The following is a 24,134-nucleotide window of genomic DNA, read 5'->3' as shown; positions in this document are numbered from 1 at the left end:
TGCGCAACGTTGGTGTAAAAGGGGACAACGGCAAGGGCAACCTCGCATCCCCGTCAGTTGGGGTGCGTTATGCCGAACCGGATCACAGCCGGTAACTGGACAGCAGACTTGCGCGGGCTCTGGCTGGCGGTGCTGGTTTTCGGCGCGGTGTCAAATCTGCTCATCCTGACCGGTCCGATATTCATGCTGCAGGTTTATGACCGCGTGCTGACCGGGCGCTCGACCGCCACCTTGATCGTACTCTTTGCACTGGTTGCCTTTGTGTATGCGATGATGGCCGGGATCGACACGGCGCGTGCGCAGGTGATGGTCCGCATCGGCGCGCGCACCCGGCATGCGCTGGAACAACGCGTGTTCGAAGCAAGCTTGCGTGCCCGCCTGCGCGACCCGCCCGATCCCCGCGCAGCTATGGCGATGCAGGATCTGGATACGGTGCAGCGCGTCCTGGGCTCGACCGTGGCGCAGGCGGCGTTTGATCTGCCATGGACGCTGGTGTTTCTGGCCATCCTGTATGCCGTGCATCCGGCCTTGGGTTGGCTGGCGGTGGGCGGCAGTGTCGTGCTGGCCGTTCAGGCCTTTGCCGGGCATCTTGCCCAGCGCCGACTGCTTGGCGACGCCCGGCATGAGGGGGCCGCCGCCGACCAGCTGCAATCCGCGATTGAGAATGAGGGCAGTGATCGCGTTGCCGGCCTGACCCCCGATGTCATCGCCCGCTGGCTCGGCCACCGCGATCACGCGCTGGCGGCGCTTTTGCGGACGGCGGATGGCTCGGTGCGCTCGTCGGCTTTGGCGCGGACGTTCCGGTTGTTCCTGCAATCGGCAACGCTGGCGCTGGGGGCTTGGCTGGTCCTGCATGAGCAGCTCTCACCGGGGCTGATGGTCGGTGCGTCGATCCTGCTGGGCCGGGCGCTGGCCCCGGTCGAGCAACTGGCGGCCCATTGGAGCACGCTGCACGCCGCCCTGACCGGATGGCGGCGCCTTGACGCGTTCTTGCGCGCCACGGGGCGCCCGGTCGAGCCGGTGCTCGGGCCTTTTGAAGGCGCGCTCAGCGTGCGTGGTCTGGTCGTGGTGCCGCAGGGCCGGCGAGAAGCCGTGCTGCGCCTCCACGGGTTCGAAGTGTCGCCGGGCCGCGCGCTCGGTGTGATTGGACCGGGCGGCTCGGGCAAGAGCCTGTTCGCGCGCGTGCTGGCCGGATCGGTCCCGCCTTCCGCCGGCGTGTTGCGGCTGGGGCAGGTGCCACTGTCCAAGGTGCCCATTAACCGCATCGGCTTCCTGCCTCAGCGCTTCGGGCTCTTGCCGGGCACGCTGGCCGAGACGATCTCGCGTCACGCGCCCGATGCGGACCCGACCCGGATCGAAGCCGCGGCCCGCTTGGCTGGCGCGCATCCGGGCATCGCCGCCCTGTTCTCGGGCTATGAAACTCCGGCCGAGCCGGACGCGGCGCACCTGCCGGGCGGCTTGCTGCAGCGCATAGGGCTGGCGCGCGCCTATTATGGCGACCCGGCACTGGTGGTGCTGGACGAACCCAATGCCCATCTCGATGCCGACGCGCAGGCCGCCTTCAACACCGCAATTCGTGAGCTGAAGGCGCGCGGCGCGGTGATTGTTATCACCGCGCTTCGCCCCGCCTCGATTTCGGAATGTGATGACCTTCTGGTGCTCGATGGTGGTGTGCAGACCGGCTTTGGCCCGCGCGACATCATTCTTCGTCAAATGGTCCGCAACCATGTCGCGGTCGTGCCAGCTGGGAGAGAGTCATGAGCGCCTCGGTTTCGGAACTGGGGGCAGGGCGTGCGATCGCCTTGGGGGGCATGGCCTGTCTGATGCTGCTGGTCGGTATTTTCGGCTGGGCTGCGCGGGCGTCCATTTCGTCGGCTGTCGTCGCCAATGGTGAGGTGGATTCAACCCCGGCCCGGCACCCGGTTCAGCATCCCGATGGCGGTGTGGTGGCGCAACTGTTGGTCCGTGAAGGTGACGCCGTCACCGCCGGGCAGCTTCTGATCCGGTTGAACGGCGAACCTCTGAGCAATGAGCTGCGCTTCATCGACACGCAGGTGCGCGAGCTCGAAGCGCGCCTGATGCGCCTGCGCGCCGAACGCGATACAGGCAGCTTTCCGCAGGTTCCGCCTGACCGGATGCAGGACCGCGCGTTTATTGCGGCTCTGGAAGCGCAGCGGCGGTTGTTCGATGCGCGCCGGGACACGCTTGAGCGCCAACAGGCCCAGCTGGTCCAACGCCGCCACCAGACCGAGGCTGAGCTGACCGGCCTGACCGAGAGCCGCGCGCAGATGGATACCGAGCAAGCCTTGCTGAACGAAGAGTTGCAGACGCTGCGCACCCTGCGCGCCAGCGGTCTGGCTCGGGCCGAACAGGTCAGCGCTCTGGCCCGTTCGGCGGCGCGGCTGGCGGGGTCGCGGGCCGCCATGGTCGCGCGGGATGCCGAGCTGCGCGGGCAGATTTCGGAGATTGCTCTGCAAACGGGTGCCCTGGCTGCCGTCCGGCGGGAAGAGGCAGAGCAGGCCTTCGCCGATACCGGCATGCAGCTTATCGAACTTCAGGCGCGCCGGTCGGCATTGCGCGCCCGGCTTGACGCCCTGGATCTTCGCGCGCCGACCGCAGGTGTGGTGCATGATCTCACCGTCCCGGCAGCCGAGGCGGTGGTTCGCCCGGCAGAGGTGGTCATGCAGATTTTTGCCCATTCCGCGCCGCCCAGTCTGATGGTGCGCGTCAGCCCGGATGAGATCGACCATGTGGTGATAGGTCAGACCGCCACCCTGCGCTTTCCGGGTCTTGCCGAGCGGAACCTGCCCGATCTGCCTGCCGTCGTGACCAATGTTTCCGCCGCCACGTTCATCGACGAACGGACGGGCATCCGCCATTTCCGCGTCTCCCTCAGTCCTACGGCGGAATCGCTGGAGATCCTTGCGGACCGCGAACTCGTTCCGGGGATGTCCGTTCAGGCATTCCTCACCACCGGCGAACGGACGCCGCTGGCCTATCTGATCGACCCCCTTCGTGAGCATTTTGCCCGGGCCCTGCGCGAACCCTGAAAGGAAGACATCGCGGCCTGTGCGGCGTTGGCACTCTTGCGGTGACGGGGTTTCCCAAGGGGGCCAAGGCCCCTTGGGCGGGGCGCGGGGCTGGCCCCGCGCGCGCCGAACCCCCTCGATGGGGGTGAGGCGCGCGATCCCTGTCATGGCGCCCATGCGCTGTCCGGGGCTTTCCGTTGCGCGATAAACGTGCTTTTGTCCGCGCATCCCATCAGGAGACCGCGCCATGCCCCATGCCATCGAAGCTCGCCTTGCCGAATTGGGTCTCGAGTTGAAATCAGCCCCAGCCCCCGCCGCAAATTACGTGCCGTGGGTTATCAGCGGTAACCAGATTTTCGTCTCGGGGCAGATCAGCCAGTCCGAAGGCGGCCTGATCACAGGCAAACTGGGCGCCGATCTGAGCACCGAACAGGGTGCCCAGGCCGCGCGCGCCTGTGCGCTGTCACTGCTGGCGCAGGCGAAATCCGCGCTGGGCGGCGACTGGTCGAGGCTGAGCCGTCTGGTCAAGCTGACCGGTTTCGTCAATTGCACCGCCGATTTCACCGACCAGCCCAAGGTGATCAACGGGGCGTCGGACCTGATGGTCGCGGTGCTGGGAGAGGCCGGTCGCCACGCCCGCGCCGCCGTCGGTGCCCCGTCGCTACCAATGGGGGTCGCGGTCGAGATCGAGGCGATTTTCGAGATCGCCTGATGCGCCCCAGCTTGCACCCTGACTTCCTGCGCCTGCCAATCGCGCATCGCGCGTTCCATGACGCAGGATCGCGCCGCCCCGAAAACTCGCTGCCCGCGATCCGGGCGGCGATCCGTGAGGGCTATGGCATCGAGATCGACCTGCAACCCAGCGCCGATGGTCAGGCGATGGTGTTTCATGACGACGATCTGGACCGGCTGACCTATGACACCGGCCCCGTCGCGGGCCGTTCAGCCGCCGAGCTTCAGCGCATCCGCGTGCGCTCGTCGCCCGAGCCGATCCCGACCCTGCGTCAGGTGCTGGCTGAGGTTGCCGGTCGCGTGCCGCTGCTGATCGAGATCAAGGATCAGTCCGGGGTCATGGGGCCGACCGATGGCGTGCTCGAAGCCGCTGCCGCCAATGCGCTGCAAGGCTACGACGGGCCGGTTGCGCTGATGTCGTTCAATCCCTCGTCCGTGGCGCATATGGCGCGGCTGGCGCCTGAAATCCCGCGCGGGCTGACCACCTATGCCTTCCCGGCGTCCGATTTCCCGGCCGACATGGGGCCAGAGCTGAACGCGCACCGCGAAGCGCTGGCCGCGATTGCCGATTTCGACGCGGTCGAGGCCAGCTTCATCTCGCACCACTGGCGCGATCTGGATCGCCCGCGCGTGGCCGCGCTGAAAGTCCAGGGGGCTGCGGTGCTGTGCTGGACCATCCGCTCGACCGAGGAAGAGGCGGCGGCGCGGCGCATCGCCCAGAACATCACCTTTGAGGGATACCCCGCCGCGCAGTCCTAAATGCGACCGGGGCCGGACTTGACTCCGGCCCTCCGTCGCCCAGCTTTGGCCAAAGGCCAAGGAGACGCCGTGGATATCGCGATCATCGACGCCATCAGCCAAGTCGCAGCGGAAGACTGGGACGGGCTGTGCGCACAAGACGGCGCCCGCCCGCTTGACCCGTTTACCACGCATCGCTTTCTGGCGGCGCTGGAGGACTCACGTTCGGTCGGGGGCCGCAGTGGCTGGGAAGCAAAACACCTGACGATCCGGCAGGATGGCCGCTTGCTGGCCGCGATGCCGCTTTACGCCAAGGGCCACAGTCAGGGCGAATACATCTTTGACCATGCCTTCGCCGATGCCTGGCAGCGCGCGGGTGGGCGGTATTATCCCAAGCTGCAATCGGCAGTCCCCTTCACCCCTGCGACGGGTGCGAGGCTGCTGGGGGCTGAGGAACTGCGCCCGATCCTGCTGCGCGCCCTTGCCGAGGTGACGGGGGCGAACAACCTGTCCTCGGCCCACATCACCTTTTGCACCGAGGATGAGGCAGCGGTCGGCGTCGAGGAGGGCTGGCTTCACCGCCTGACCCAGCAATTCCATTGGCAGGATGAGGGCTACGGCGATTTCGACGGGTTTCTGGCCGCGCTCAGTTCGCGCAAGCGTAAGACGATCCGCCGCGAACGCGCGCAGGCGCAGGCGTTTGGCGGCGAGATCCGCGCGCTGACCGGCGACGCGTTGCGGCCCGAGCATTGGGATGCCTTCTGGGAATTTTATCAAGACACCGGCAGCCGCAAATGGGGCACGCCCTATCTGACCCGCGCGTTCTTTGACCGCATCCAGGAGACGATGCGCGACGACACCTTGCTGATCCTTGCCGAGCGTGACGGCCAACCCATTGCCGGGGCGCTGAATTTCATTGGCTCGGAAACGCTCTTTGGCCGCTACTGGGGCTGCACCGAGGATCACCCCTGTCTGCATTTCGAGCTGTGCTACTATCAGGCGATTGACTGGGCGCTGGCCAACGGGCTGAGCCGGGTCGAGGCAGGCGCGCAGGGAGAACACAAGCTGGCGCGCGGCTATCTGCCGAGTGCCGTGCATTCGCTGCATTGGTTCCCCGATGATCGGTTCCGGCAGGCGGTTGACGATTATCTGCAGGCGGAAACCGCCGCAGTCGGGGATGAAATGCGCATCTTGGAGGCCTATGCGCCGTTCCGGCGCGGGCCGCAGTCTGGAGGGGATCAATGATCGAGTTTTACACCAACCCGCAATCGCGCGGGCTGATCGCACACTGGATGCTGGAAGAAATCGGCGAGCCGTACACCATGCATGTGCTCGAGTATCACACGTCGATGAAATCGCCCGACTATCTGGCGATCAACCCGATGGGCAAGGTGCCGGCGCTGGTGCATGACGGGGCCGTCGTCACCGAAGTCGCGGCGATCTGCACCTATCTGGCCGAGGCATTCCCCAAGGCGGGCCTTGCGCCCACGGCCAGCGAACGCGCTGCCTATTACCGCTGGATGTTCTTTGCCGCCGGGCCTGTCGAATCCGCTGTGACCAACAATGCGATGGGCTTCGTGGTGCCGGACGAACGCAAGCGCGCGGCGGGCTATGGTTCGCTGGCCGACGTGGTCGCAACGCTGGATCAGCATCTGTCGAAGAGCCCCTATTTCGCAGGCGACCGCTTTACAGCCGTCGATGTCTATGCCGGCTCGCAGATTGGTTGGGGCATGCAGTTTGGAACGCTGCCCACAACGCCCAGCTTTTCGGCCTATTTTGAGCGCATCAAAACGCGTCCGGCGTGGAAAAAAGTGATGGGAGGGATCAGCTGATGGCGAGACCGAGCAAACTGGAGGGGGCCGAGCGCGACGCTGCGCTGACGGCACTGACCGCCGCAGGCTGGGCCCATGACGCCAAGCGCGACGCGATCAGCAAGACCTTCACCTTCAAGAATTTCGTTGAGGCTTTCGGCTTCATGACCAAAGCCGCGATCTGGGCCGAAAAGCTGGATCACCACCCGGAATGGTCGAATGTTTACAAAACAGTAGAGGTCACGCTGTCGACACATGACGTCGATGGGCTAACTGAGCTCGATCTGAAACTGGCACAAAAAATGGATGCGTTTACATGAATTTTTCAGACTTCATGTCACTGAGCATCGCCGACGGGGTAACCGTCGGCGATGTCCTTACTGTTGATTTCCTGGCGTCGGTGCTGGGCAGCGTGGTTGCCGCCGTCGCCATCCTGTTCATCGGTTTTGCCATCGGCGGCTGGGCCTCGCGCCGGATCCGCGGGTTGGGTGAGAAGCACAAAACGCTCGATTTCACCCTGTTCAGCTTTCTGGGCAACATTGTCCGCTACGTGATTCTTGCCTTTACGGTGATCTTTGTCCTCAACCGCTTCGGGCTTGAGACGACCTCGCTGGTCGCCGCTCTGGGTGCTGCCGGTCTGGCGATTGGTCTGGCGCTGCAAGGGACGCTGTCGAACATCGCCGCCGGGGTGATGATCATCATGTTCCGCCCGATCAAGGTCGGCGATTTCGTGCAGATTTCGGACAAGATGGGCACCGTCAAAGACATTTCGCTGAATTTCACCGAGCTGGCCTCGATCGGCAACACGCAGATCATCATTCCCAATTCCGAGGTCTGGGGCAACACGATCGAGAACTACTCGGTCTATCCGACCCGCCGCGCCGACTGGACCTTTGGCGTGTCGTATGATTCGGACCTGAAACTGGCCGAAACGACGATCCTGCAGACCATCATGGCCGATCCCCGGTCCAAGTCCGACCCTGAGCCCTTCATTCAGGTGAACAATCTGGGCGACAGTTCGGTCGATTTTCTGGTGCGGGTCTGGGTCGATGCTTCGGTCTATTTCGCCTATCAGGCCGACATGAAGCGCAAGGTCAAAGAGGCGCTGGATGAGGCCGGGATCGAGATCCCTTTCCCCTATCGCACGCTGGTGATGGCGGGCGGCGAAGCGCCCAGGATGCTGGAAGCCGAGAGCTGAGCGAAACGCAAAAGGCCGCCCCTCGGGGCGGCCTTTGTCACACGGCGGTCAAGGGCTCAGAGCGCCTCGACCATCGCCTCGCCACCGGAGATTTCGCAGCCCTTGCCGGTCTCGGGGTGGTAAACTTTGACCACGCCATCCTCGACCATCATCGCATACCGCTTGGAACGGCCCATCAGGCCAATCGCGGGGGCGTCAAAGCTCAGCCCCAGCTTGCCGGTCAGATCGCCCGCGCCGTCCGACAGCATGGTGATCCCGGCCTCGGTCGCGCCGGTTGCCTCACCCCAGGTCTTCATCACGAAGGCGTCGTTGACCGAAACGCAGACCACTTCGTCCACACCCTTGGCCTTGAGCGCATCCATGCTGCGGATGAAGCTGGGCACATGCGCCGAATGACAGGTCGGCGTGAACGCGCCGGGTACGGCAAAGATCACCACCTTGCGGCCCGCGGTCAGGTCTTTGACGCTGACCTCGGCCGGGCCGGAATCGCCCATCGCGATGAGCGTGGCTTCGGGCAGCGTATCCCCAACGGAAATCGTCATATGCAGTCTCTCCTGATGTGTCGGAACGGGTCTGGGTTTGGTCGGCAGCCTAAGATATATACCACCCCAGCGCCGCTTCCAGTATGAAGCGATGGAATGAAATTGAGGGAGAGGGCAATGGCGGGAATCGTCGTGATCGGGGCAGGGCAGGCAGGATCGTCGCTGGTCGCCAAGCTGCGCGGACTTGGCTACGCGGATGAGCTGACGCTGATCGGGGACGAAATCGCGCCGCCCTATCAACGCCCGCCGCTGTCCAAGAAATACCTGCTGGGCGAGATGACGCTGGATCGGCTCTTTCTGCGGTCCGAGGCCTATTATGCCGAGCAGAACATCACCCTGAAGCTGGGCACCCCGGTCTCGCGCATCGACCCCGCGACCAAGACGGTGTGGCTGGGTGACCAGGCGATCCCCTACACCCAACTCGCCCTGACCACCGGCGCCGATCTGCGCCACCTGCCCGCCGCCATCGGCGGCGCGCTTGAGGGCGTCTACGGCGTGCGCAAGCTGTCGGACATCGACGCGATGGCCCCCGAATTTGCGCCCGGCAAGCGGCTGTTGGTCGTTGGTGGCGGCTATATCGGGCTGGAAGCGGCCGCCGTGGCCGCGCAGAAGGGCCTGCAGGTCACGGTGATCGAGGCCGCGCCGCGCATCCTCGGTCGCGTCGCTGCCCCTGAAACCGCCGATTACATGCGCGCCCTGCACACGTCCCACGGCGTGACGATCCGCGAGGGGCTGGGCCTGACCCGCCTCACCGGGGACACCCGCGTTAACGGCGCGGATCTGGCCGACGGCAGCCACATCGACATCGACTTCGCCATCGTCGGTATCGGCATCACGCCGGGCGCGGCGCTGGCCGAGGCTGCCGGACTGACCATCGACAACGGCATCCGCACCGATGAGCACGGCCGCACCTCGGACCCGTCGATCTGGTCGGCGGGCGATTGCGCCAGCTTCGTCTATCGCGGCACCCGCATCCGTCTGGAGAGCGTACAAAACGCCATCGACCAGGCCGAGGCCGTCGCGGCCAACATGCTGGGGGCAGAGAAGGCCTATGTGCCCAGCCCGTGGTTCTGGTCGGATCAGTATGACGTCAAGCTACAGATCGCCGGGCTGAACACCGGCTATGACCGCATCGTCACGCGCGAAGTCGGTGCGGCGCGCAGCCATTGGTACTATCGCGGCGACACCTTCCTCGCCGTCGATGCGATGAACGACCCGCGCGGCTATATGGTCGGCAAACGCCTGCTGGAAGCGGGCAAGACGCCCGATCCCGCCGCGCTGGCCGACCCGGCGACCGAGCTGAAAACGCTTCTGGCATGAGGATCGTCGGCGGCACGCACCGGGGCCTGACGCTGGCCGAGGTCGGCGCGGGCGATGCCGCCGCCCATCTGCGCCCGACCTCGGACCGCGTCCGCGAGGCGCTGTTCAACATGCTCACGCAGGGCAAATGGGGCGATCTGGTGCAGGGCCAGCGCGTGCTCGACCTCTTCGCTGGCACCGGCGCGCTGGGGCTGGAATCCCTGTCGCGCGGCGCCAGCACCGTCACGCTGGTCGATGACGGCGCCGCCGCCCGCGCCCTGATCCGCACCAACATCGAAAAACTGCGCGCGATGGGCACCACGCGTCTCTACCGCCGCAATGCCACTGATCTGGGCCCCAACCGGGGCCCGGCGTTCGGGCTGATCTTCCTCGATCCGCCCTATGGCATGGGGCTTGGCGCAAAGGCGCTGACCTCGGCGCTTACCAATGACTGGATCGCGCCCGCCGCCACCATCGTCTGGGAAGAAAACGCCCCGCAGCTCGCCCCCGAAGGCTTCGAGACCCTCGACCAACGCCGCTATGGCGAGACCTGGATCACCCTGCTGCGCGCGCCCTGATCATTTTCTGTCTCTAAATATCCACGGGGGTTTCCAAAGGGGGCGCGTGCGTCCCCTTTGGCGAGGGGGTTCGGGGGGCGAGCAGCCCCCCGATACCAACAGACTCAACTCGTTAAAGCACAAACCGGAACTGACCCTCCAGCGGCAACGTGCGCGCCCGCTCGCCGGTCAGTGAAAACAATGCATTGGCCAGCGCCGCCGCCGCAGGCGGTGTGCCGGGTTCCCCCGCCCCGCCCAGATGCGGGTTGGCCTGCAGGATGCGCGTCTCGATACGCGGCGCGCCGGACATGCGCAGGGCGTCGTAATCAGGGAAGTTCTGCTGCTCGACCATCCCGTCGGCAAAGGTGATCTGTCCGTGCACCGCAGCCGACAGCCCGTAGATCATCGCCCCCTCCATCTGCGCCTGCAGGATGCCCGGGTCCAGCGCGATGCCCGGATCGCAGGCGATCCAGCCGCGCGCGATGCGGATCGCATCGCCCTCCTGCACCACCTCGATCACCTGAGCGACCGGGGTGCCAAAGCTCCAGACCAGCGCGACGCCCATGCCGGTTCCCGCCGCGCGCAGCTGGTCCCAGCCCGACATCTCGCGCACCGCCTCCAGCACACCCGCTGCCGTGGCGCTTTCCGGGCGCACCAGTTCCAGCCGGAAGTCCATCGGATCGCGCCCGGCAGCACGCGCCAGCTCGTCGATGAAGCTTTCATGCGCGAAGCCGTTGTGGCTGGCGCCGACCGAGCGCCAGAAACCCATCGGCACATCCAGATCCGCCCGGTAGCCGCGCACGCGGTAGTTGGGGATGCGGTAGGGCTGATCGAACATCCCCTCGACGATGGACCGATCCGCCCCCATCATCCCCATGCCCATCATCCGTCCGCCCGCCTGCGCCATCAGACCGGGAGACGAGACCTGCGCGTCCATGAGCACCGCCTGCCCGTCAACCACCGCGCCCCTGACCCGGGTGATCGCGGCGGGGCGGTAGAAGTCATGCGTCATGTCCTCTTCGCGCGACCAGGTGACATTCACCGGCGTGCCGGGCAGCGCATGGGCGACCTTGGCGGCGATACCGGCATAATCCGCCTCGATCCGCCGCCCGAAACCGCCGCCCATGAAGGTCGTGTTCACACTCACGTCGTCACCGTCGATGCCAATCGCCTCACCGGCCACGCGGGCCTGCACGAACGGTCCCTGATTGGGCGACCACAGCTCCAGTTTTCCGTCCGCAAACAGCGCCGTCGCGTTCATCGGCTCCATCGTCGAATGGGCCAGAAACGGCATGCGGTATTCGGCCTCGATCACCGTGCCCGCGGCCTCATCGGCATCACCATCGTCGCGCATGGTGCTGTCGGGGTCGTCGTTGAACGCGGCCAGCAGCCGTTCCGTCATCCCCTCGCTGGTCGCCGGATAGGGTGCCTCTCCCCATTCGCAGATCACGGCCCGCGCGCCCTGCATCGCCGCCCATGTGTTGCGCGCCACCACAGCCACGCCATCGCCGATGTCGATCACCTGCTCGACGCCCGCAATCGCCAGCGCAGGCGCGGGGTCATAGCGGGTCATCGCCCCACCCAGCCGGGGCGAGCGCCGGACGCTGGCGAATTTCATCCCCGGCAGGCGGGTATCCACGCCAAAACCGGCGGTGCCGGTGACCTTGGCGAGCATATCCGGGCGGGGCAGGGCGGTGCCCAGCAGCCGCCACTCGGACCGCGGACGCGGCTCGACCTGCGGCGCGTCGATCATCGCCGCCGCTTCGGCCAGCTCGGCATAGGGCACCCGCGTGCCGTCGGGCGCAACCACCGCGCCGCTCTCGGTGCTCAGGCGGTCCATGCTGACCCCCAGCCGGTCCGCCGCCACCGCCTTGAGCGCCTCCCGCGCGCTGGCCCCGGCGCGGCGCAACCGCTCGTAGCCGTCACGCATGCTGGTCGAGCCGCCGGTCACCTGCACGCCCAGCGGTTTGGCGATTACGCCCAGCGTCTCACCCAATGAGCGCTGCCAGTCGGGTCGCGCGTAATCCGGACCGGGAAGCACCCCTTCCAGCATCGCCCCGTTGTAATAGGCCGCCGCCTTAGGCCCGTGCATCAGTCGGACGCTATCCCAGTCGACATCCAGCTCTTCCGCCAGACAGGCCGCCAGCGTTGTCTGCGCGCCCTGACCCATTTCGGCCCGGCCAGTGACCACCGTGATGCCCTCAGCGTCGATGATCAGATAGGGATTGAGTGTTGCGCCCTCGCGCGGGTGCAGCGGGTTCTCGGCGGGGCGCGTGACCGCGTAGACGCCAAAGGCGACGCCCCCGGCAACGGCTGCGCTGCCGATCAGAAACGCCCGGCGGGTGACTTTTCCCAGACGGCTCATTGTGCCTCCTCCTGCATCACGCTGGCCGCGTCATGGATCGCGGCGCGGATCCGGCCATAGGTGCCACAGCGGCACAGGTTGCCCGCCATCGCCTGGTCGATGTCGTCGTCGGTGGGGTTGGGGGTATGGGACAACAGGTCAGCCGCCTGCATGATCTGTCCCGACTGGCAGTACCCACATTGCGCCACCTGATGCCGCACCCATGCGGCCTGCAGCGCGTGTGGAGCCTCGGGCGTGCCCAGCCCCTCGATCGTCGTCACCGCGCCCCAGACATCGGCCAGCGTCACCTGACAGCTGCGCATCGCCTCGCCGTCGATCTGCACGGTGCAGGCACCGCAGGCGCCGACGCCGCAGCCGAATTTGGTGCCGGTCATGCCCAGCTCGTCGCGCAGAACCCACAGCAGCGGGGTGTCGTCAGGCGCGTCGATGCTGCGGGCGATGCCGTTGATCGTCAGGGGTATTGCCATGGGAGAGCCTCCAGAGCCGGGTTTGTGACAATATGTACGGAAAGTGTCATAGTGTAAATCGGCAAAATTGACAAAATCGACAGGGACTGTCAGAGGTCAGCCTATGCCAAGCAATGTTTTACAGATTGGCGAAACCGACCCGCGCCGCGTCGCCATTCTGACCGGGGCGGTTGAGGTTTTCGCGCGCTACGGCTACCGCCGCACCTCGATGGAGGACATCGCGCGCGGCGTCGGGGTATCGCGCGCCGCGCTCTATCTGCATTACCGCAACAAACCCGATATCTTCCGGTCACTGGTCATGGTGCATTTCGAGGTATCCATTGGCCGGGTCGCGCAGGCCTTGCAGCCGGGGCTTGCGCCTGAGCAGGCGCTGGCCGCGGTGTTCGAGGCCAAGGTCGGCCCCGAAACGGCCATACTGTTCGATTCGCCGCATGGAGAAGAACTTCTGGATGCAAATTTCGCCGTCGCAGCCGATGTGGTCGAGCAAGGCGAGGCCCGCATCCGCGCCCTGCTGCGCGCGTGGCTGCAATCCGAAGCCGACGCCGGGCGCATCACCCTTGCCCCCTATGGCGGCAATGCCGACGCCTTGGCCGAAACCATCGTCGCCGCACTGAGCGGGCTGAAGTCCAGCGCCAGCGGCTACGACGCGCTCTGCGCCGCCTTCAACCGGATGGCGCAGCTGTTCGGACGTGGTCTGCGGGCCTGAGGCGCGACAGGGTGACGGTTAAAGAATTGTCACCAGCGTGCCTTCGCCGACGCGCTCGTACAGGTCGATAATTTCCTGATTGATCATGCGGTAATAGCCGGCGGCATCGCCGCGCCCGGCGGTCGCGGCAAGCGGCGTACCGTGGATGCTCAGCCCTTCGTCCGCACCGGTACCGCGCGACCGCAGATAAAGCGCGCGCGCGCCCAGTGGGGCCGACGGCCCGGCGGGTTCGGTGACCGCTGTGCCCTCGTCGACCAGGGTTGGCAAGGGCGCAGCTGTGGCATCCGGCCAGGGCTGTCCCCGGTAGATTTCGGCGTTACCGTGCCAGCCCAGTGCCGCGCGCCCCACAGCGATGCTGTAGCGCAGGGCAAAGCCGCCGCGCAGGACCAGATAAAGCGCGTGCTCGTCGGCGATGATCACGATTGAATCGCGCGGATAGTCGATCATGAAGGGGACGACCTGACGCAGCTGCCCGGCCGCGATATCCTCGGTCTGAACCGCCGGGATCGTGAAACCGCCGTCCAGCCGCATGCCATAGTCAAGCGGCTCGACCACCGGGTCTGCGTTGCTCGACACGCAGCCGGACACCGGAAGAAGGGCGAGGCCACCCAGAACGGCGCGGCGGGACAGATCAATCATGGCAGACTCACAGGCTCAGGTCAGGGGCTTTGCCCTATAATGCCGCCCCTGACCGCAAGGTGCCAGCCAAAACCCCGTGTAGTTAAAGCTCGGTCCGCAGATGCCACAGCTCGGGGAACAGCTCGACCTCCAGCATCCGGCGCAGATACATCACGCCCGCGGTGCCGCCAGTGCCGCGCTTGAAGCCGATGACGCGCTCGACCGTGGTGACGTGGTTAAAGCGCCAGCGGCGGAAATAGTCTTCGAAATCAACCAGTTTCTCGGCCAGTTCGTACAGTTCCCAGTGTTTTTGCGGATCGCAATAAACCTCGCGCCACGCGGCCTGCACGCTCTCATCGGCGCGCCAGGGCTGGCGCAGGTCACGGTTCAGAACGTCGTCAGAGATGGCAAACCCGGCCTTCGCCAACACCCGCACCGCGACGTCATACAGCGACGGCCGCGCCAGTTCTGCCTCCAGCGCTTGCGTCAGGTCTTCGCGATGGGCGTGCGGCTTGAGCAACGCGACATTGCGGTTGCCGACGGTGAACTCGATCAGCCGATACTGCCACGACTGAAAGCCTGAGGATTCCCCCAACGCATCGCGAAATTCGGTGTATTCGCTCGGCGTCATCGTGCGCAGCACATCCCAGGCGTTGTTCAACTGCTCGAAAATCCGCGCGACACGGCTCAACATCTTGAACGCCAGCCGGGTGTTGCCCTCCTGCAAGTGACCGCGTGCGGCGCTGATCTCGTGCAGCGCCAGCCGCATCCACAGTTCGCTGGTCTGGTGCTGAATGATGAACAGCATCTCGTCATGCGCGGTCGAGCGCGGATGCTGGGCGGTCAGGATCGCGTCCAGACCCAGATAATCGGTGTAAGACATGCGGCCATCAAAGGCCATTTGCGCGCCTTCGCGGGCGGGATCGTAAGCTTCGGTCATAAGACAGACTCCGGTACGGTGAACGGGACAGGGGCGGACTCAAGCCCAGCCGCGCGCGTTCAACTTTCCCATCATCGCCAATCGCTTCCACAACACAACCCAGCCGCCGGGCCGACAGAGCGGCGGCAGCACCATCATCTGTCCGAAAATATCCACGGGGGGTTCCCCAAGGGGGGCGCGTACGTCCCCCTTGGGCGAGGGGGTCGCCATTGGAACGCCATTGGTCCGAGAGACAATGGCGACGGGGGGGCGAGCAGCCCCCCCGATCACCCGGCCCGGTCTCATGTCACTTTCGCCCGGGTCTTGAATTCCGGCGTGTCCCAGGCATCCGTTGCCATGATCTCGGCCAGTATCCCGACCGCGGCATTGACCTCGTCCAGCCCGATATAGAGCGGCGTGAAGCCAAAGCGCAGCACGTCCGGCGCGCGGAAATCGCCGATCACGCCGCGCGCGATCAGCGCCTGCATGATCGCGTAGCCTTCGGGGTGGCGGAAGCTCACCTGACTGCCGCGCTGCCGCGGATCGCGGGGCGAGCCCAGCGTCAGCATCGGGCAGCGCGCCTCGACACCGGCGATGAAGGCCTCGCACAACTCGATCGAGCGGGCGCGCAGGTCGGCGATCTCGACGCCCTCCCAGACATCCAGCGCGGCGTCCAGCGCCGCCAGTTGCAGGATCGGCGGGGTGCCGACGCGCATGCGCTCAATGCCGCTGCCGGGGCGATAGCTCAGGTCAAAGGCAAAGGGTGCCTCGTGTCCCATCCAGCCCGACAGCGCCGGGCGCACGGTCTCGGCATGGCGCGGCGCGACATAGATGAAGGCCGGGCCACCGGGGCCGGAATTAAGGTATTTGTACGTGCAACCAACCGCGAAATCCGCGCCGCCCTCGGCGACTTTAACATCCGTCGCCCCGGCCGAATGCGCCAGATCCCAGATCGCCAGCGCGCCGACGTCGTGGGCCTTTGCGGTCAGCGCGGGCATGTCGTGGCGGCGGCCGGTGCGGTAGTCGACCTCGGTCAGCATCAGCACGGCGACGCTGTCGTCGATGGCGTCAGCGACCTCTTCGGGCGCGACGGTGCGCAGCTCATATCCGTCGCCCAGCGTCCGGCACAGCCCTTCGGCCATGTAAAGATCCGACGGGAAGTTGCCGGTGTCCGACAGGATTACCTTGCGCCTGGGGTTCATCTCAAGCGCCGAGGCCAGCGCCTGATAGACCTTGATCGACAGCGTGTCGCCCAGCACCACATGACCGGCTTCGGCGCCGATGATCCGCGCGATGCGGTCACCGATGCGCGTGGGCAGGTCCATCCAGCCGGCCTTGTTCCAGCCGGTGATCAGCATCGTGCCCCATTCCTGCGTCACTGTCCGGGCAAGCCGTTCGGCGACGTTTCGCGGCAGGGGGCCCAGAGAATTGCCGTCGAGATACAAGATCCCCTCAGGCAGGTCGAACTGAGCGCGGGTGGCGGCGAAATCGGTAGGCATGGCGACTCCCTTGTTGGGGTGAAGGCTATCGCCCGGCGGTTTATGTTTCAAGTTTGAAATTAATGACCGGAAAAAGGGCGCGCACCCTGAGGGTACACGCCCGTTACTCGCTACTCACACGTTCAGGCAATCCGCTTTTGAACAGGGCGCCCGGCAAAGGTCTTTTCGCCAACCCTGACCACCATCAACCCGGTAGGCGTGGTGCCGACGAACTGGCCTTGGATGCTTAAATAACGGCCGATCATAATGGTCTTCAGCACGGTGCATTCCTCTTGTCCCATGCCCTGAAATTGACACATTCACGACGATTTTGCCAGAAAAACACCGCAATTCGCCGCTTTATCGCAGAACCTGTTTGTTTCCAGGTTTCCACATTGTCTACTAATTGTGACTATTAAGCGAATTGTTTCGCAAAACGTCAAAGCCAGTCGCGCAAGATGGGGATGAGCGGGATATCTGCCGGTGGCATCGGATACTCGCGCAGCGCGTCGGCACGGACCCATTTCAGGACCTGCCCCTCTTGCGGGGTGGCGATTCCCTCCCAGCGACGGCAGGCGAAGAGGGGCATCAGCAGGTGAAATTCCGGGTAGGCGTGGCTGGCAAAGGTCAGCGGTGCCAGGCACGATGCCCAGGTGTTGATGCCAAGTTCCTCATGCAGCTCGCGGATCAGCGCGGCTTCCGGCGACTCGCCGGGTTCGACCTTGCCGCCGGGAAACTCCCACAGCCCGGCCATGGATTTGCCCGCCGGTCGCTGGGCCAGAAGCACGCGACCATCGGCGTCGATCAGCGCGACGGCGGAGACGAGGACGATTTTCATAGGGGATCTCCGGGTGGAGAGGCCGGGGGGCCTTCAGCCCCCCGGACCCCCCGAGAGTATTTGCGACAAGATGATGGGGCGCGGTTTACACGGTGTTAACCGCGTGGCTTACGAGCGGTAATCGGCGTTGATGTCGATATAGCGGTGGGTCAGATCGCAGGTCCAGACCTTGGCGGTGCCTTTGCCCAGCCCCAGATCGACGCCGATCTCAAGCTCGGGGTTTTTCATATAGGCCGCGCCTTCGGCTTCCTTGTAGCCCGGATCGACCAGACCGCCCGAGGCCACGGTGATGTCGCCAAACGTGATGCCCAGCCGGTCCCGGTCAGCCGCCGCGCCGGATTTGCCGACGGCGGCGACGATGCGGCCCCAGTTCGGATCTTCGCCCGCCAGCGCGGTCTTGACCAGCGGCGAGTTGGCGATGCTGAGCGCGCACAGCTTGGCGTCTTCGTTGCTTTGGGCGCCGCTGACGGTGATGCCGACGAACTTGGTTGCCCCTTCACCGTCGCGCACGACCTGATGCGCAAGGTTCATCATCACGTCGCCGAGCGCGCGCTCGAAGGCCTTGGCCTCGGCCGAGCGCATGTTGGTCAGCGCCGGACCCTGACCCGTCGCCGCGATCAGCAGCGTGTCCGAGGTCGAGGTGTCGCTGTCGACGGTGATGCAGTTGAAGCTGCGGTCGGTCAGGCGGCTGACAACGGTTTGCAGCGCCTTCTGGGCGATCTTCACGTCGGTGAAGATATAGACCAGCATCGTCGCCATATCCGGCGCGATCATGCCCGAGCCTTTGGCGATCCCGGCGATGCGCACGGTCTGGCCGCCGATCTCGACCTCGGCCATCGCGCCCTTCGGGTAGGTGTCGGTCGTCATGATGGCGCGGGCAGCATCGGGGATACCGTCAGGCGACAGACCATCGACCAGCGCGTCCAGCGCCGCATCGATGCGCTCATGCGGCAGCGGTTCGCCGATCACGCCCGTCGAAGACGTGAAGACGCGCGATTCAGGCAGGCCCAGCTTGGCCGCGACCGAGGCCGACAGCGCGTTGACCGATGTCCAGCCGCGCGCGCCGGTGAACGCATTGGAATTGCCCGAGTTCACCAGAATGGCCGCGCCCTGATCCGCCCCGTCGGTGACGCCGACCTTGGCCTGACAATCGAGCACTGCCGCCGAGCGGGTGGCCGAGCGGGTAAAGGTGCCCGCGACGACCGAGCCGGGCGCAAGGCGCGCCAGCATCACATCGGTGCGGTTCTTGTAGCGCACGCCGGCCTGTGCGGTGGCGAACTCGACGCCGGCGATGGCGGGCAGCATGGGGAAGCCGTTCTTGGGGGCCAGCGGCGAGACGACGGTCACTTTGGTCGCTGGGGCAGCAACCGGCACCGTGGCAAGGCGCGTTTTCAAAGCCTTGGCGCGGGACTTCCACTTTTGGATCTTCTGCTTGTACTTCTTCTTCGTCGCCATCGGGACCGAACTCCTGGAAAGACAGACGGCCCGCAGCCCCCGAAAGGGTGCGGGCCGGTTTCGGCGCTACGCTACGCGCTGGCGCGTCACTCGTCCAGCAGCGACGATTGGCTCAGCAGCGCGGGATCCATGCCTTCGGCCAGGTTCTCGACCTCTGCGCCTTCGCGCAGTTGCTCGACGCGGGCGGTGGTCGCTTCGCGCTGGATCTGGGTGACCAGATCGTCGCGGACATCCTCAAGCGCCGGAACCTCGGCGGTGCGGGTGCCCAGCAGGGTGATGACGTGCCAGCCAAAGCGGGTTTGCACCGGCTCGGAGACCTGACCGGGCTCCAGCCCTTCGACAGCGGCCTGGAATTCGGGGATCATCACGCCGGCGGGGAACCAGCCCAGATCGCCGCCCTGTTGCGACGAGCCGTCGATGGAGAACTCGCGCGCCACGTCGGCAAACTCACGGCCTTCGGCCAGCGCGGCGACCACCTGATCGCGCTCTTCCTCGGTGCGCACGAGGATGTGGGCGGCGTTGTATTCGGTCACCGGCTCGCCCTGCGCATATTCGGCGGCGAAGGCGTCATAGGCGGCCTGCACGCTTTCATCGGTGACGGCAGCCGTGGCGGCCTCGACCAGCGCGGCATTGGCAAGGAAGTTGCGGGTTTCGTTCTGCAGCATCAGCTGATCGCGCGGCGACAGGTTGTCGGCCTGCGCCTGTGCGAGCAGTTCCTGCTCGATCAACTGCTGCACGATGGCCGGGAAGAGCGTGGCGTCGGGCACCTGCGCAAATTGTTCGGGAAGTTGGGCGCGCAGGGCGATAGCGTTGCCCAGCGTGATCTCTGTGCCGCCGACGCGGGCGATCACCGTCGAGGCATCTTGCGCCACCGCGGGCACGGCCAGGGCGGTAAAGATCGCGGTTACCGCGGCAAATCGAGCGATTTTGAACATGCAAGGCTCCTGAATCGCGGCCCTGAGGGCCGCTGTGATTGACACCAACATGGTCGGCCCTTACATGCCGGAACGGTATATTTGAAGGGCTGACCAGCCGCGCCCTGTTTAGAAAAGCAGCCGCCGACCGGCAACCCCGTCGGTTTAGTCAGCCGGTCACACAATGGCGAGCGGAGAATAGATGTTGGGCCTCGGAACACTCAGCCGGAAAGTTTTCGGCACCGCGAACGATCGAAAGGTCAAAGCTGTCCGACCCCTCGTCGCAACGATCAACGCGCTGGAAGACGAATACACAGCGCTGAGCGACGACGGGCTGGTGGCCAAGACCGCAGAGCTTAAGGCACGGGCGGAAAAGGGTGAAAGCCTGGACGCGCTGCTGCCGGAAGCCTTTGCCAACTGCCGTGAAGGTGCCCGCCGGGCGCTGGGTCTGCGCGCCTTCGACGTGCAGCTGATCGGCGGTATCTTCCTGCATCAGGGCAATATCGCCGAGATGAAGACCGGTGAGGGTAAAACCCTTGTCGCCACCTTCCCGGCCTACCTGAACGCGCTCAGCGGCAAGGGCGTGCATGTCGTCACGGTGAACGACTACCTCGCCCGCCGCGACTCGGACTGGATGGGCAAGGTGTTCTCCAAGCTGGGCCTGACCACCGGCGTGGTCGTGCCGCATCAGCCGGATGATGAAAAGCGCAAGGCTTATGCCGCTGACATCACCTATGCGACGAACAACGAGCTGGGCTTCGATTACCTGCGCGACAACATGAAGACCGATCTGGGTCAGATGATGCAGCGCGGGCATAACTTTGCCATCGTGGACGAGGTCGACAGTATCCTTATCGACGAAGCCCGCACGCCGCTGATCATCTCGGGGCCGATGCCGGACCGCGAGAACCTGTATGTCCGCGTCAACGCATTGATCCCGTCGCTGGTGGACGAAGATTTCACGCTGGACGAAAAAGCCCGCTCGATCACCTATACCGACGACGGCAACGAGCATATCGAGCAACTGCTCTATGCCGAAGGCATCCTGCCCGAAGGTCAGACGCTCTATGACCCGGAATCGACGACGATCGTCCACCACGTCAACCAGGCCCTGCGCGCGCACAAGATGCTGCACAAGGACCAGCATTACATCGTTCGCGACGGGAAGATCGTTCTGATCGACGAACACACCGGGCGCATGATGCTGGGTCGCCAGCTGTCCGAAGGTCTTCATCAGGCGGTTGAGGCAAAAGAGGGACTGGAGATCCAGCCCGAGACGGTGACGATGGCCTCGATCACCTTCCAGAACTACTTCCGCATGTACAAGAAGCTGGGCGGCATGACCGGCACGGCCACGACCGAGGCGGAAGAGTTTCAGGAAATCTACAACCTCGGCGTTGTCGAGATCCCGACCAACCGCCCCATCGCGCGCCTTGACGAACACGATCAGGTCTACAAATCCGCGCGTGAGAAATTTGACGGCGTTCTGGCGGCGATCAAGGAAGCCAACGAAAAGGGTCAGCCGATTCTGGTCGGCACCACCTCGATCGAGAAATCCGAAGAGCTGTCGGCGCTGCTCAAATCCGCCGGGGTGGAGCATAACGTCCTCAACGCCCGCCAGCACGAGCGTGAAGCGCATATCGTGGCCGAAGCCGGGCGTCTGGGCATGGTGACCATCGCCACCAACATGGCCGGTCGCGGTACGGATATTCAGTTGGGCGGCAACGTGGACATGCAGGTCATGGACGCGCTGGACGCCGACCCGACCGCCGATCCCGCCGCCGTGCGCAGCCGGATCGAGGCCGAGGTTGCCGATGAGCGCCAGAAGGTGCTCGACGCCGGGGGCCTGTTTGTTCTGGCCACCGAGCGGCATGAGAGCCGCCGTATCGACAACCAGCTGCGCGGTCGTTCGGGCCGTCAGGGCGACCCGGGCCGGTCGGTGTTCTTCCTGTCGCTGGAAGACGACCTGATGCGCATCTTCGGGTCCGAGCGTCTGGAGAAGGTTCTCTCGACCCTGGGCATGAAAGAGGGCGAGGCGATCGTGCACCCATGGGTGAACAAATCGCTGGAAAAGGCGCAAGCCAAGGTCGAAGCCCGCAACTTTGACATCCGCAAGACGCTGCTCAAGTTCGACAACGTTATGAACGACCAGCGCCGTGTGATCTTCGAGCAGCGGCTCGAAATTCTGGCGGCTGAGGATCTGTCCGAGATCGTCGGCGACATGCGCCACGCGGTGATCGAGGAACTGATCGCCAAGCATATGCCCTCGGGCAGCTATGCCGATCAGTGGGACATCGAGGGTCTGGCCGAGGTGCTCAAGGACAAGCTGTTCATCGAGCCGCCGCTGACCGACTGGGCCAATGAGGATGGCGTCGATCAGGAGGTTGTGCGCGACCGGCTGATCGCGATGTCCGACACGATGATGGCCGAGAAAGAAACCGCGTTCAGCTCGGACACCATGCGTCAGGTCGAAAAGCAGGTTCTGCTGCAGGTGATCGATGGCAAGTGGCGCGAGCATATCGTGACGCTGGACCATCTGCGCTCGGCGGTGAACTTCCGCGGGCTGGCGCAGCGCGATCCGCTGAACGAGTACAAGTCCGAGGCCTTCGTGCTGTTCGAAAACCTGCTCGGTCAACTGCGAGAGGACGTCACGCGGCAACTGTCGCGCATCCGTCCGCTGACCGCCGAAGAGCAGGCGCAGATGCAGCAGCAGATGGCCCTGCAAGCCGCCGCTGCGCGCGGTGACGGCAAGCTGGACACGCCGATGGACCTGCCGCGCCTGTCGCCGCAGGCCCCGGCCGAAGCGGTCGAACCGGGCACCCCGCGTGAGGGTTTCGATGAGGCCGATCAGGCAACCTGGGGCAACCCCGGCCGGAACGAGCTGTGCCCCTGCGGCTCGGGCAAGAAGTTCAAGCATTGCCACGGCAGTCTGGCCTGACACGGCTCTTTCATCGCTATGCAAGGGGCCGCATCGCGGCCCCTTTTGCGTGGTCCGTGCCGGACAGGGCGTTGCAAATTCGTTAACGATGATAGTCACTTCCGGCCCGATTTGGCCCTCAAACCACCGCTCAGCCGCCCCAAAGCTGCCCGGATTGACCCCGATAACGCAACTGTCAGTACATTGAGTCGGAGTCGGTCATGAAAAGAGTGCGCATCGTCGCCATTGCCGCCGTCGCCCTCGGGGCGGCTGTCACGGCAGGAACCAAATTCCAGCAATCGCGCGAGCTTTCTCTCGCCGAACCTGCGGTGCCAAGCCTCACCTCGGCATCCGTTGTGCCCGCGCCGACCGGGACTGCGCCGTCGCTCGCAGCGCTGTCATCCGAGGCGCCTGCGCCCGTGGTTGAGCTTGCGCAAGCCCCTGAGGCCGCCGAGGCCATCCTTCCGGCAGATGTGGCCGAGACGCCCTCCCTGATGGGCGCACAGGCCCCCACACAGGCACCTGCCGCCCCTGTCACGGCTCAGGCCGGCACTCAGCCCGACATGGACCTGTCGCGCGCCAGTATCCTGCCCTCGATCGACGGCGCGCCAGCCCCGGTCGCCGCCGACACGCAATCTGACACGCAATCCTTCGCCGATACGCTGCCTGTGGCTGAGGCCGACAACCCTGTTCTGCTGAGTGATCTGTCCCCCGCCCAGACGCCGGTGGCGGATGACGTGCTGCCGCTCGATCCCGAGCTGCAGGCCGAACTCGCCGCCTGCGCCGTCTGGCTGGTCGTTACCCCCGCGCCCGGCGCGATGCTGGATGCCAGCGTCTACGCCCCTTGCGACAACGGCGCGGCTGTTTCGGTCACCCACGCCGGGCTGTCCTTCGACAGCCGCGTGGGCGACGACGGACAGATGATGCTGCAACTTCCCGCCCTGTCGTCAGAGGCGACGGTGAGCGTCACTTTCGCCGACGGTCGCGTACAGACCGATAGCACCACCGTGCCGGATCTGGCCTCGATGGAGCGCGTTGTGTTGCAGTGGCAGGGTCCGGCGATGCTGGTGCTGAACGCCTATGAGTTCGGCGCGGCCTATGGCGACCCGGGTCATGTCAACGCAAATGCCCCGCGCGAACCGGGTGTGCCGGATCAGGGCTTCATGACGGTTCTGGGCGATCCCGATATTGAGGGCGCGCATCTGGCGCAGGTCTATTCCTATCCGCGCGGGGAAACGCCGCGCACGGGTCAGGTCTCGCTTGAGATCGAAGCGCCGATCACCCCCACCAGCTGCGGCCAGACGCTTCAGGCCAATACGGTAGAACTGCACGGCACGGCCTCGGCCCAGGTGCGTCAGGTTCAGATCACCATGCCTGATTGCGACGGAACGGGCGGTTTTATCGTGCTGCCGGGTGTCTTGCCTGAGCTGGAGATCGCGCTGAACTGACCCGCCGGGCCATGGCCCCGATGATCGACTGACAGCTGTACCAAGGCTCGGCGTTTTGCGCCGGGCCTTTCGCTTTGGAAGGGGCGGCTAGAGGCACGACGCA

Annotated in this window: 23 protein-coding genes; 13 read left to right on the top strand and 10 right to left on the bottom strand. The window is 65.3% G+C overall.

Annotation, left to right across the window (positions count from 1 at the left end):
• Positions 1–69 precede the first annotated feature (69 nt).
• The 8 genes from EAE28_RS18400 to EAE28_RS18365 all read left to right on the top strand — a co-directional run bounded on the left by EAE28_RS18400 (position 70) and on the right by EAE28_RS18365 (position 7,508).
• Positions 70–1,761, top strand: a complete 1,692-nt coding sequence (locus EAE28_RS18400; protein ID WP_127109011.1) for a type I secretion system permease/ATPase — start codon at positions 70–72, stop codon at positions 1,759–1,761.
• Entirely contained in the window at positions 1,758–3,050 is a 1,293-nt protein-coding gene (locus tag EAE28_RS18395) for an HlyD family type I secretion periplasmic adaptor subunit (RefSeq protein WP_127109009.1), read from the top strand. The genes EAE28_RS18400 and EAE28_RS18395 overlap by 4 nt, the downstream gene beginning before the upstream one ends.
• A 226-nt stretch (positions 3,051–3,276) precedes the next feature.
• A complete protein-coding gene (locus tag EAE28_RS18390) occupies positions 3,277–3,741 on the top strand; it encodes a RidA family protein (protein ID WP_127109007.1) in 465 nt (154 codons plus the stop codon).
• Positions 3,741–4,520: a glycerophosphodiester phosphodiesterase family protein gene (locus EAE28_RS18385; RefSeq protein WP_127109005.1), complete on the top strand. Its 780-nt coding sequence runs from the start codon at positions 3,741–3,743 to the stop codon at positions 4,518–4,520. The genes EAE28_RS18390 and EAE28_RS18385 overlap by 1 nt, the downstream gene beginning before the upstream one ends.
• Positions 4,521–4,565: 45 nt before the next feature.
• Positions 4,566–5,744 carry a GNAT family N-acetyltransferase gene (locus EAE28_RS18380; RefSeq protein WP_425466780.1) on the top strand — a complete coding sequence of 393 codons (1,179 nt, stop codon included), beginning with the start codon at positions 4,566–4,568 and terminating at the stop codon, positions 5,742–5,744.
• On the top strand, positions 5,741–6,331 hold the full coding sequence (locus EAE28_RS18375) for a glutathione S-transferase family protein (protein ID WP_127109001.1): 591 nt from the start codon (positions 5,741–5,743) through the stop codon (positions 6,329–6,331). Before EAE28_RS18380 ends, EAE28_RS18375 begins: the two co-directional genes overlap by 4 nt.
• Positions 6,331–6,630, top strand: a complete 300-nt coding sequence (locus EAE28_RS18370; RefSeq protein ID WP_127108999.1) for a 4a-hydroxytetrahydrobiopterin dehydratase — start codon at positions 6,331–6,333, stop codon at positions 6,628–6,630. Before EAE28_RS18375 ends, EAE28_RS18370 begins: the two co-directional genes overlap by 1 nt.
• Complete coding sequence (locus tag EAE28_RS18365) at positions 6,627–7,508, top strand: mechanosensitive ion channel family protein (RefSeq protein WP_127108997.1); 882 nt, start codon at positions 6,627–6,629, stop codon at positions 7,506–7,508. Before EAE28_RS18370 ends, EAE28_RS18365 begins: the two co-directional genes overlap by 4 nt.
• Positions 7,509–7,564: 56 nt before the next feature.
• Here the strand turns inward: EAE28_RS18365 and EAE28_RS18360 are convergent, their stop codons facing one another.
• Positions 7,565–8,050 carry a peroxiredoxin gene (locus EAE28_RS18360; protein WP_127108995.1) on the bottom strand — a complete coding sequence of 162 codons (486 nt, stop codon included), beginning with the start codon at positions 8,048–8,050 and terminating at the stop codon, positions 7,565–7,567.
• 117 nt (positions 8,051–8,167) lie between these two features.
• Between EAE28_RS18360 and EAE28_RS18355 the strand changes: the two genes are divergently transcribed.
• Both EAE28_RS18355 and rsmD read left to right on the top strand, forming a co-directional pair.
• Positions 8,168–9,370 carry an NAD(P)/FAD-dependent oxidoreductase gene (locus EAE28_RS18355; protein ID WP_127108993.1) on the top strand — a complete coding sequence of 401 codons (1,203 nt, stop codon included), beginning with the start codon at positions 8,168–8,170 and terminating at the stop codon, positions 9,368–9,370.
• On the top strand, positions 9,367–9,927 hold the full coding sequence (gene rsmD, locus EAE28_RS18350; RefSeq protein WP_127108991.1) for a 16S rRNA (guanine(966)-N(2))-methyltransferase RsmD: 561 nt from the start codon (positions 9,367–9,369) through the stop codon (positions 9,925–9,927). Before EAE28_RS18355 ends, rsmD begins: the two co-directional genes overlap by 4 nt.
• Before the next feature lie 112 nt (positions 9,928–10,039).
• Here rsmD and EAE28_RS18345 read toward each other — a convergent pair whose 3' ends face one another.
• Complete coding sequence (locus tag EAE28_RS18345) at positions 10,040–12,271, bottom strand: xanthine dehydrogenase family protein molybdopterin-binding subunit (RefSeq protein ID WP_127108989.1); 2,232 nt, start codon at positions 12,269–12,271, stop codon at positions 10,040–10,042.
• A complete protein-coding gene (locus EAE28_RS18340; RefSeq protein WP_127108987.1) occupies positions 12,268–12,738 on the bottom strand; it encodes a (2Fe-2S)-binding protein in 471 nt (156 codons plus the stop codon). Before EAE28_RS18340 ends, EAE28_RS18345 begins: the two co-directional genes overlap by 4 nt.
• 103 nt (positions 12,739–12,841) lie before the next feature.
• Between EAE28_RS18340 and EAE28_RS18335 the strand changes: the two genes are divergently transcribed.
• Entirely contained in the window at positions 12,842–13,444 is a 603-nt protein-coding gene (locus EAE28_RS18335; RefSeq protein WP_127108985.1) for a TetR/AcrR family transcriptional regulator, read from the top strand.
• A gap of 18 nt (positions 13,445–13,462) precedes the next feature.
• On the opposite strand, the gene EAE28_RS18330 is transcribed toward EAE28_RS18335, so the two are convergent.
• The 7 genes from EAE28_RS18330 to EAE28_RS18305 form a co-directional block, all read right to left on the bottom strand.
• Positions 13,463–14,083 carry a L,D-transpeptidase gene (locus tag EAE28_RS18330; protein WP_127108983.1) on the bottom strand — a complete coding sequence of 207 codons (621 nt, stop codon included), beginning with the start codon at positions 14,081–14,083 and terminating at the stop codon, positions 13,463–13,465.
• Between the two features lie 82 nt (positions 14,084–14,165).
• Entirely contained in the window at positions 14,166–15,002 is an 837-nt protein-coding gene (gene kynA, locus EAE28_RS18325; RefSeq protein WP_127108981.1) for a tryptophan 2,3-dioxygenase, read from the bottom strand.
• A gap of 281 nt (positions 15,003–15,283) precedes the next feature.
• A complete protein-coding gene (gene kynU / locus EAE28_RS18320) occupies positions 15,284–16,480 on the bottom strand; it encodes a kynureninase (protein ID WP_127108979.1) in 1,197 nt (398 codons plus the stop codon).
• A 122-nt stretch (positions 16,481–16,602) separates the two neighbouring features.
• Complete coding sequence (locus EAE28_RS23855; protein ID WP_164736696.1) at positions 16,603–16,740, bottom strand: hypothetical protein; 138 nt, start codon at positions 16,738–16,740, stop codon at positions 16,603–16,605.
• Positions 16,741–16,898: 158 nt separating this feature from the next.
• On the bottom strand, positions 16,899–17,297 hold the full coding sequence (locus tag EAE28_RS18315; RefSeq protein WP_127108977.1) for a (deoxy)nucleoside triphosphate pyrophosphohydrolase: 399 nt from the start codon (positions 17,295–17,297) through the stop codon (positions 16,899–16,901).
• A 108-nt stretch (positions 17,298–17,405) separates the two neighbouring features.
• The gene (gene argJ, locus EAE28_RS18310) at positions 17,406–18,752 is read right to left on the bottom strand and encodes a bifunctional glutamate N-acetyltransferase/amino-acid acetyltransferase ArgJ (protein ID WP_127108975.1); all 1,347 of its coding nucleotides are present in this window, start codon (positions 18,750–18,752) and stop codon (positions 17,406–17,408) included.
• Between the two features lie 86 nt (positions 18,753–18,838).
• Positions 18,839–19,687 (bottom strand): peptidylprolyl isomerase, encoded by an 849-nt coding sequence (locus EAE28_RS18305; protein WP_127108973.1) that lies wholly within the window; start codon positions 19,685–19,687, stop codon positions 18,839–18,841.
• A gap of 181 nt (positions 19,688–19,868) precedes the next feature.
• On the opposite strand from EAE28_RS18305, the gene secA reads away from it, so the two are divergent.
• Complete coding sequence (secA, locus tag EAE28_RS18300; RefSeq protein ID WP_127108971.1) at positions 19,869–22,604, top strand: preprotein translocase subunit SecA; 2,736 nt, start codon at positions 19,869–19,871, stop codon at positions 22,602–22,604.
• Positions 22,605–22,804: 200 nt separating this feature from the next.
• Entirely contained in the window at positions 22,805–24,031 is a 1,227-nt protein-coding gene (locus EAE28_RS18295; protein WP_127108969.1) for a hypothetical protein, read from the top strand.
• The last annotated feature ends 103 nt before the right edge of the window (positions 24,032–24,134 follow it).

The sequence above is a fragment of the Pararhodobacter zhoushanensis genome, from assembly GCF_003990445.1.
GTDB classification, from domain to species: Bacteria; Pseudomonadota; Alphaproteobacteria; order Rhodobacterales; family Rhodobacteraceae; genus Pararhodobacter; species Pararhodobacter zhoushanensis.
This window is presented reverse-complemented; position numbering and strand designations above follow the sequence as displayed.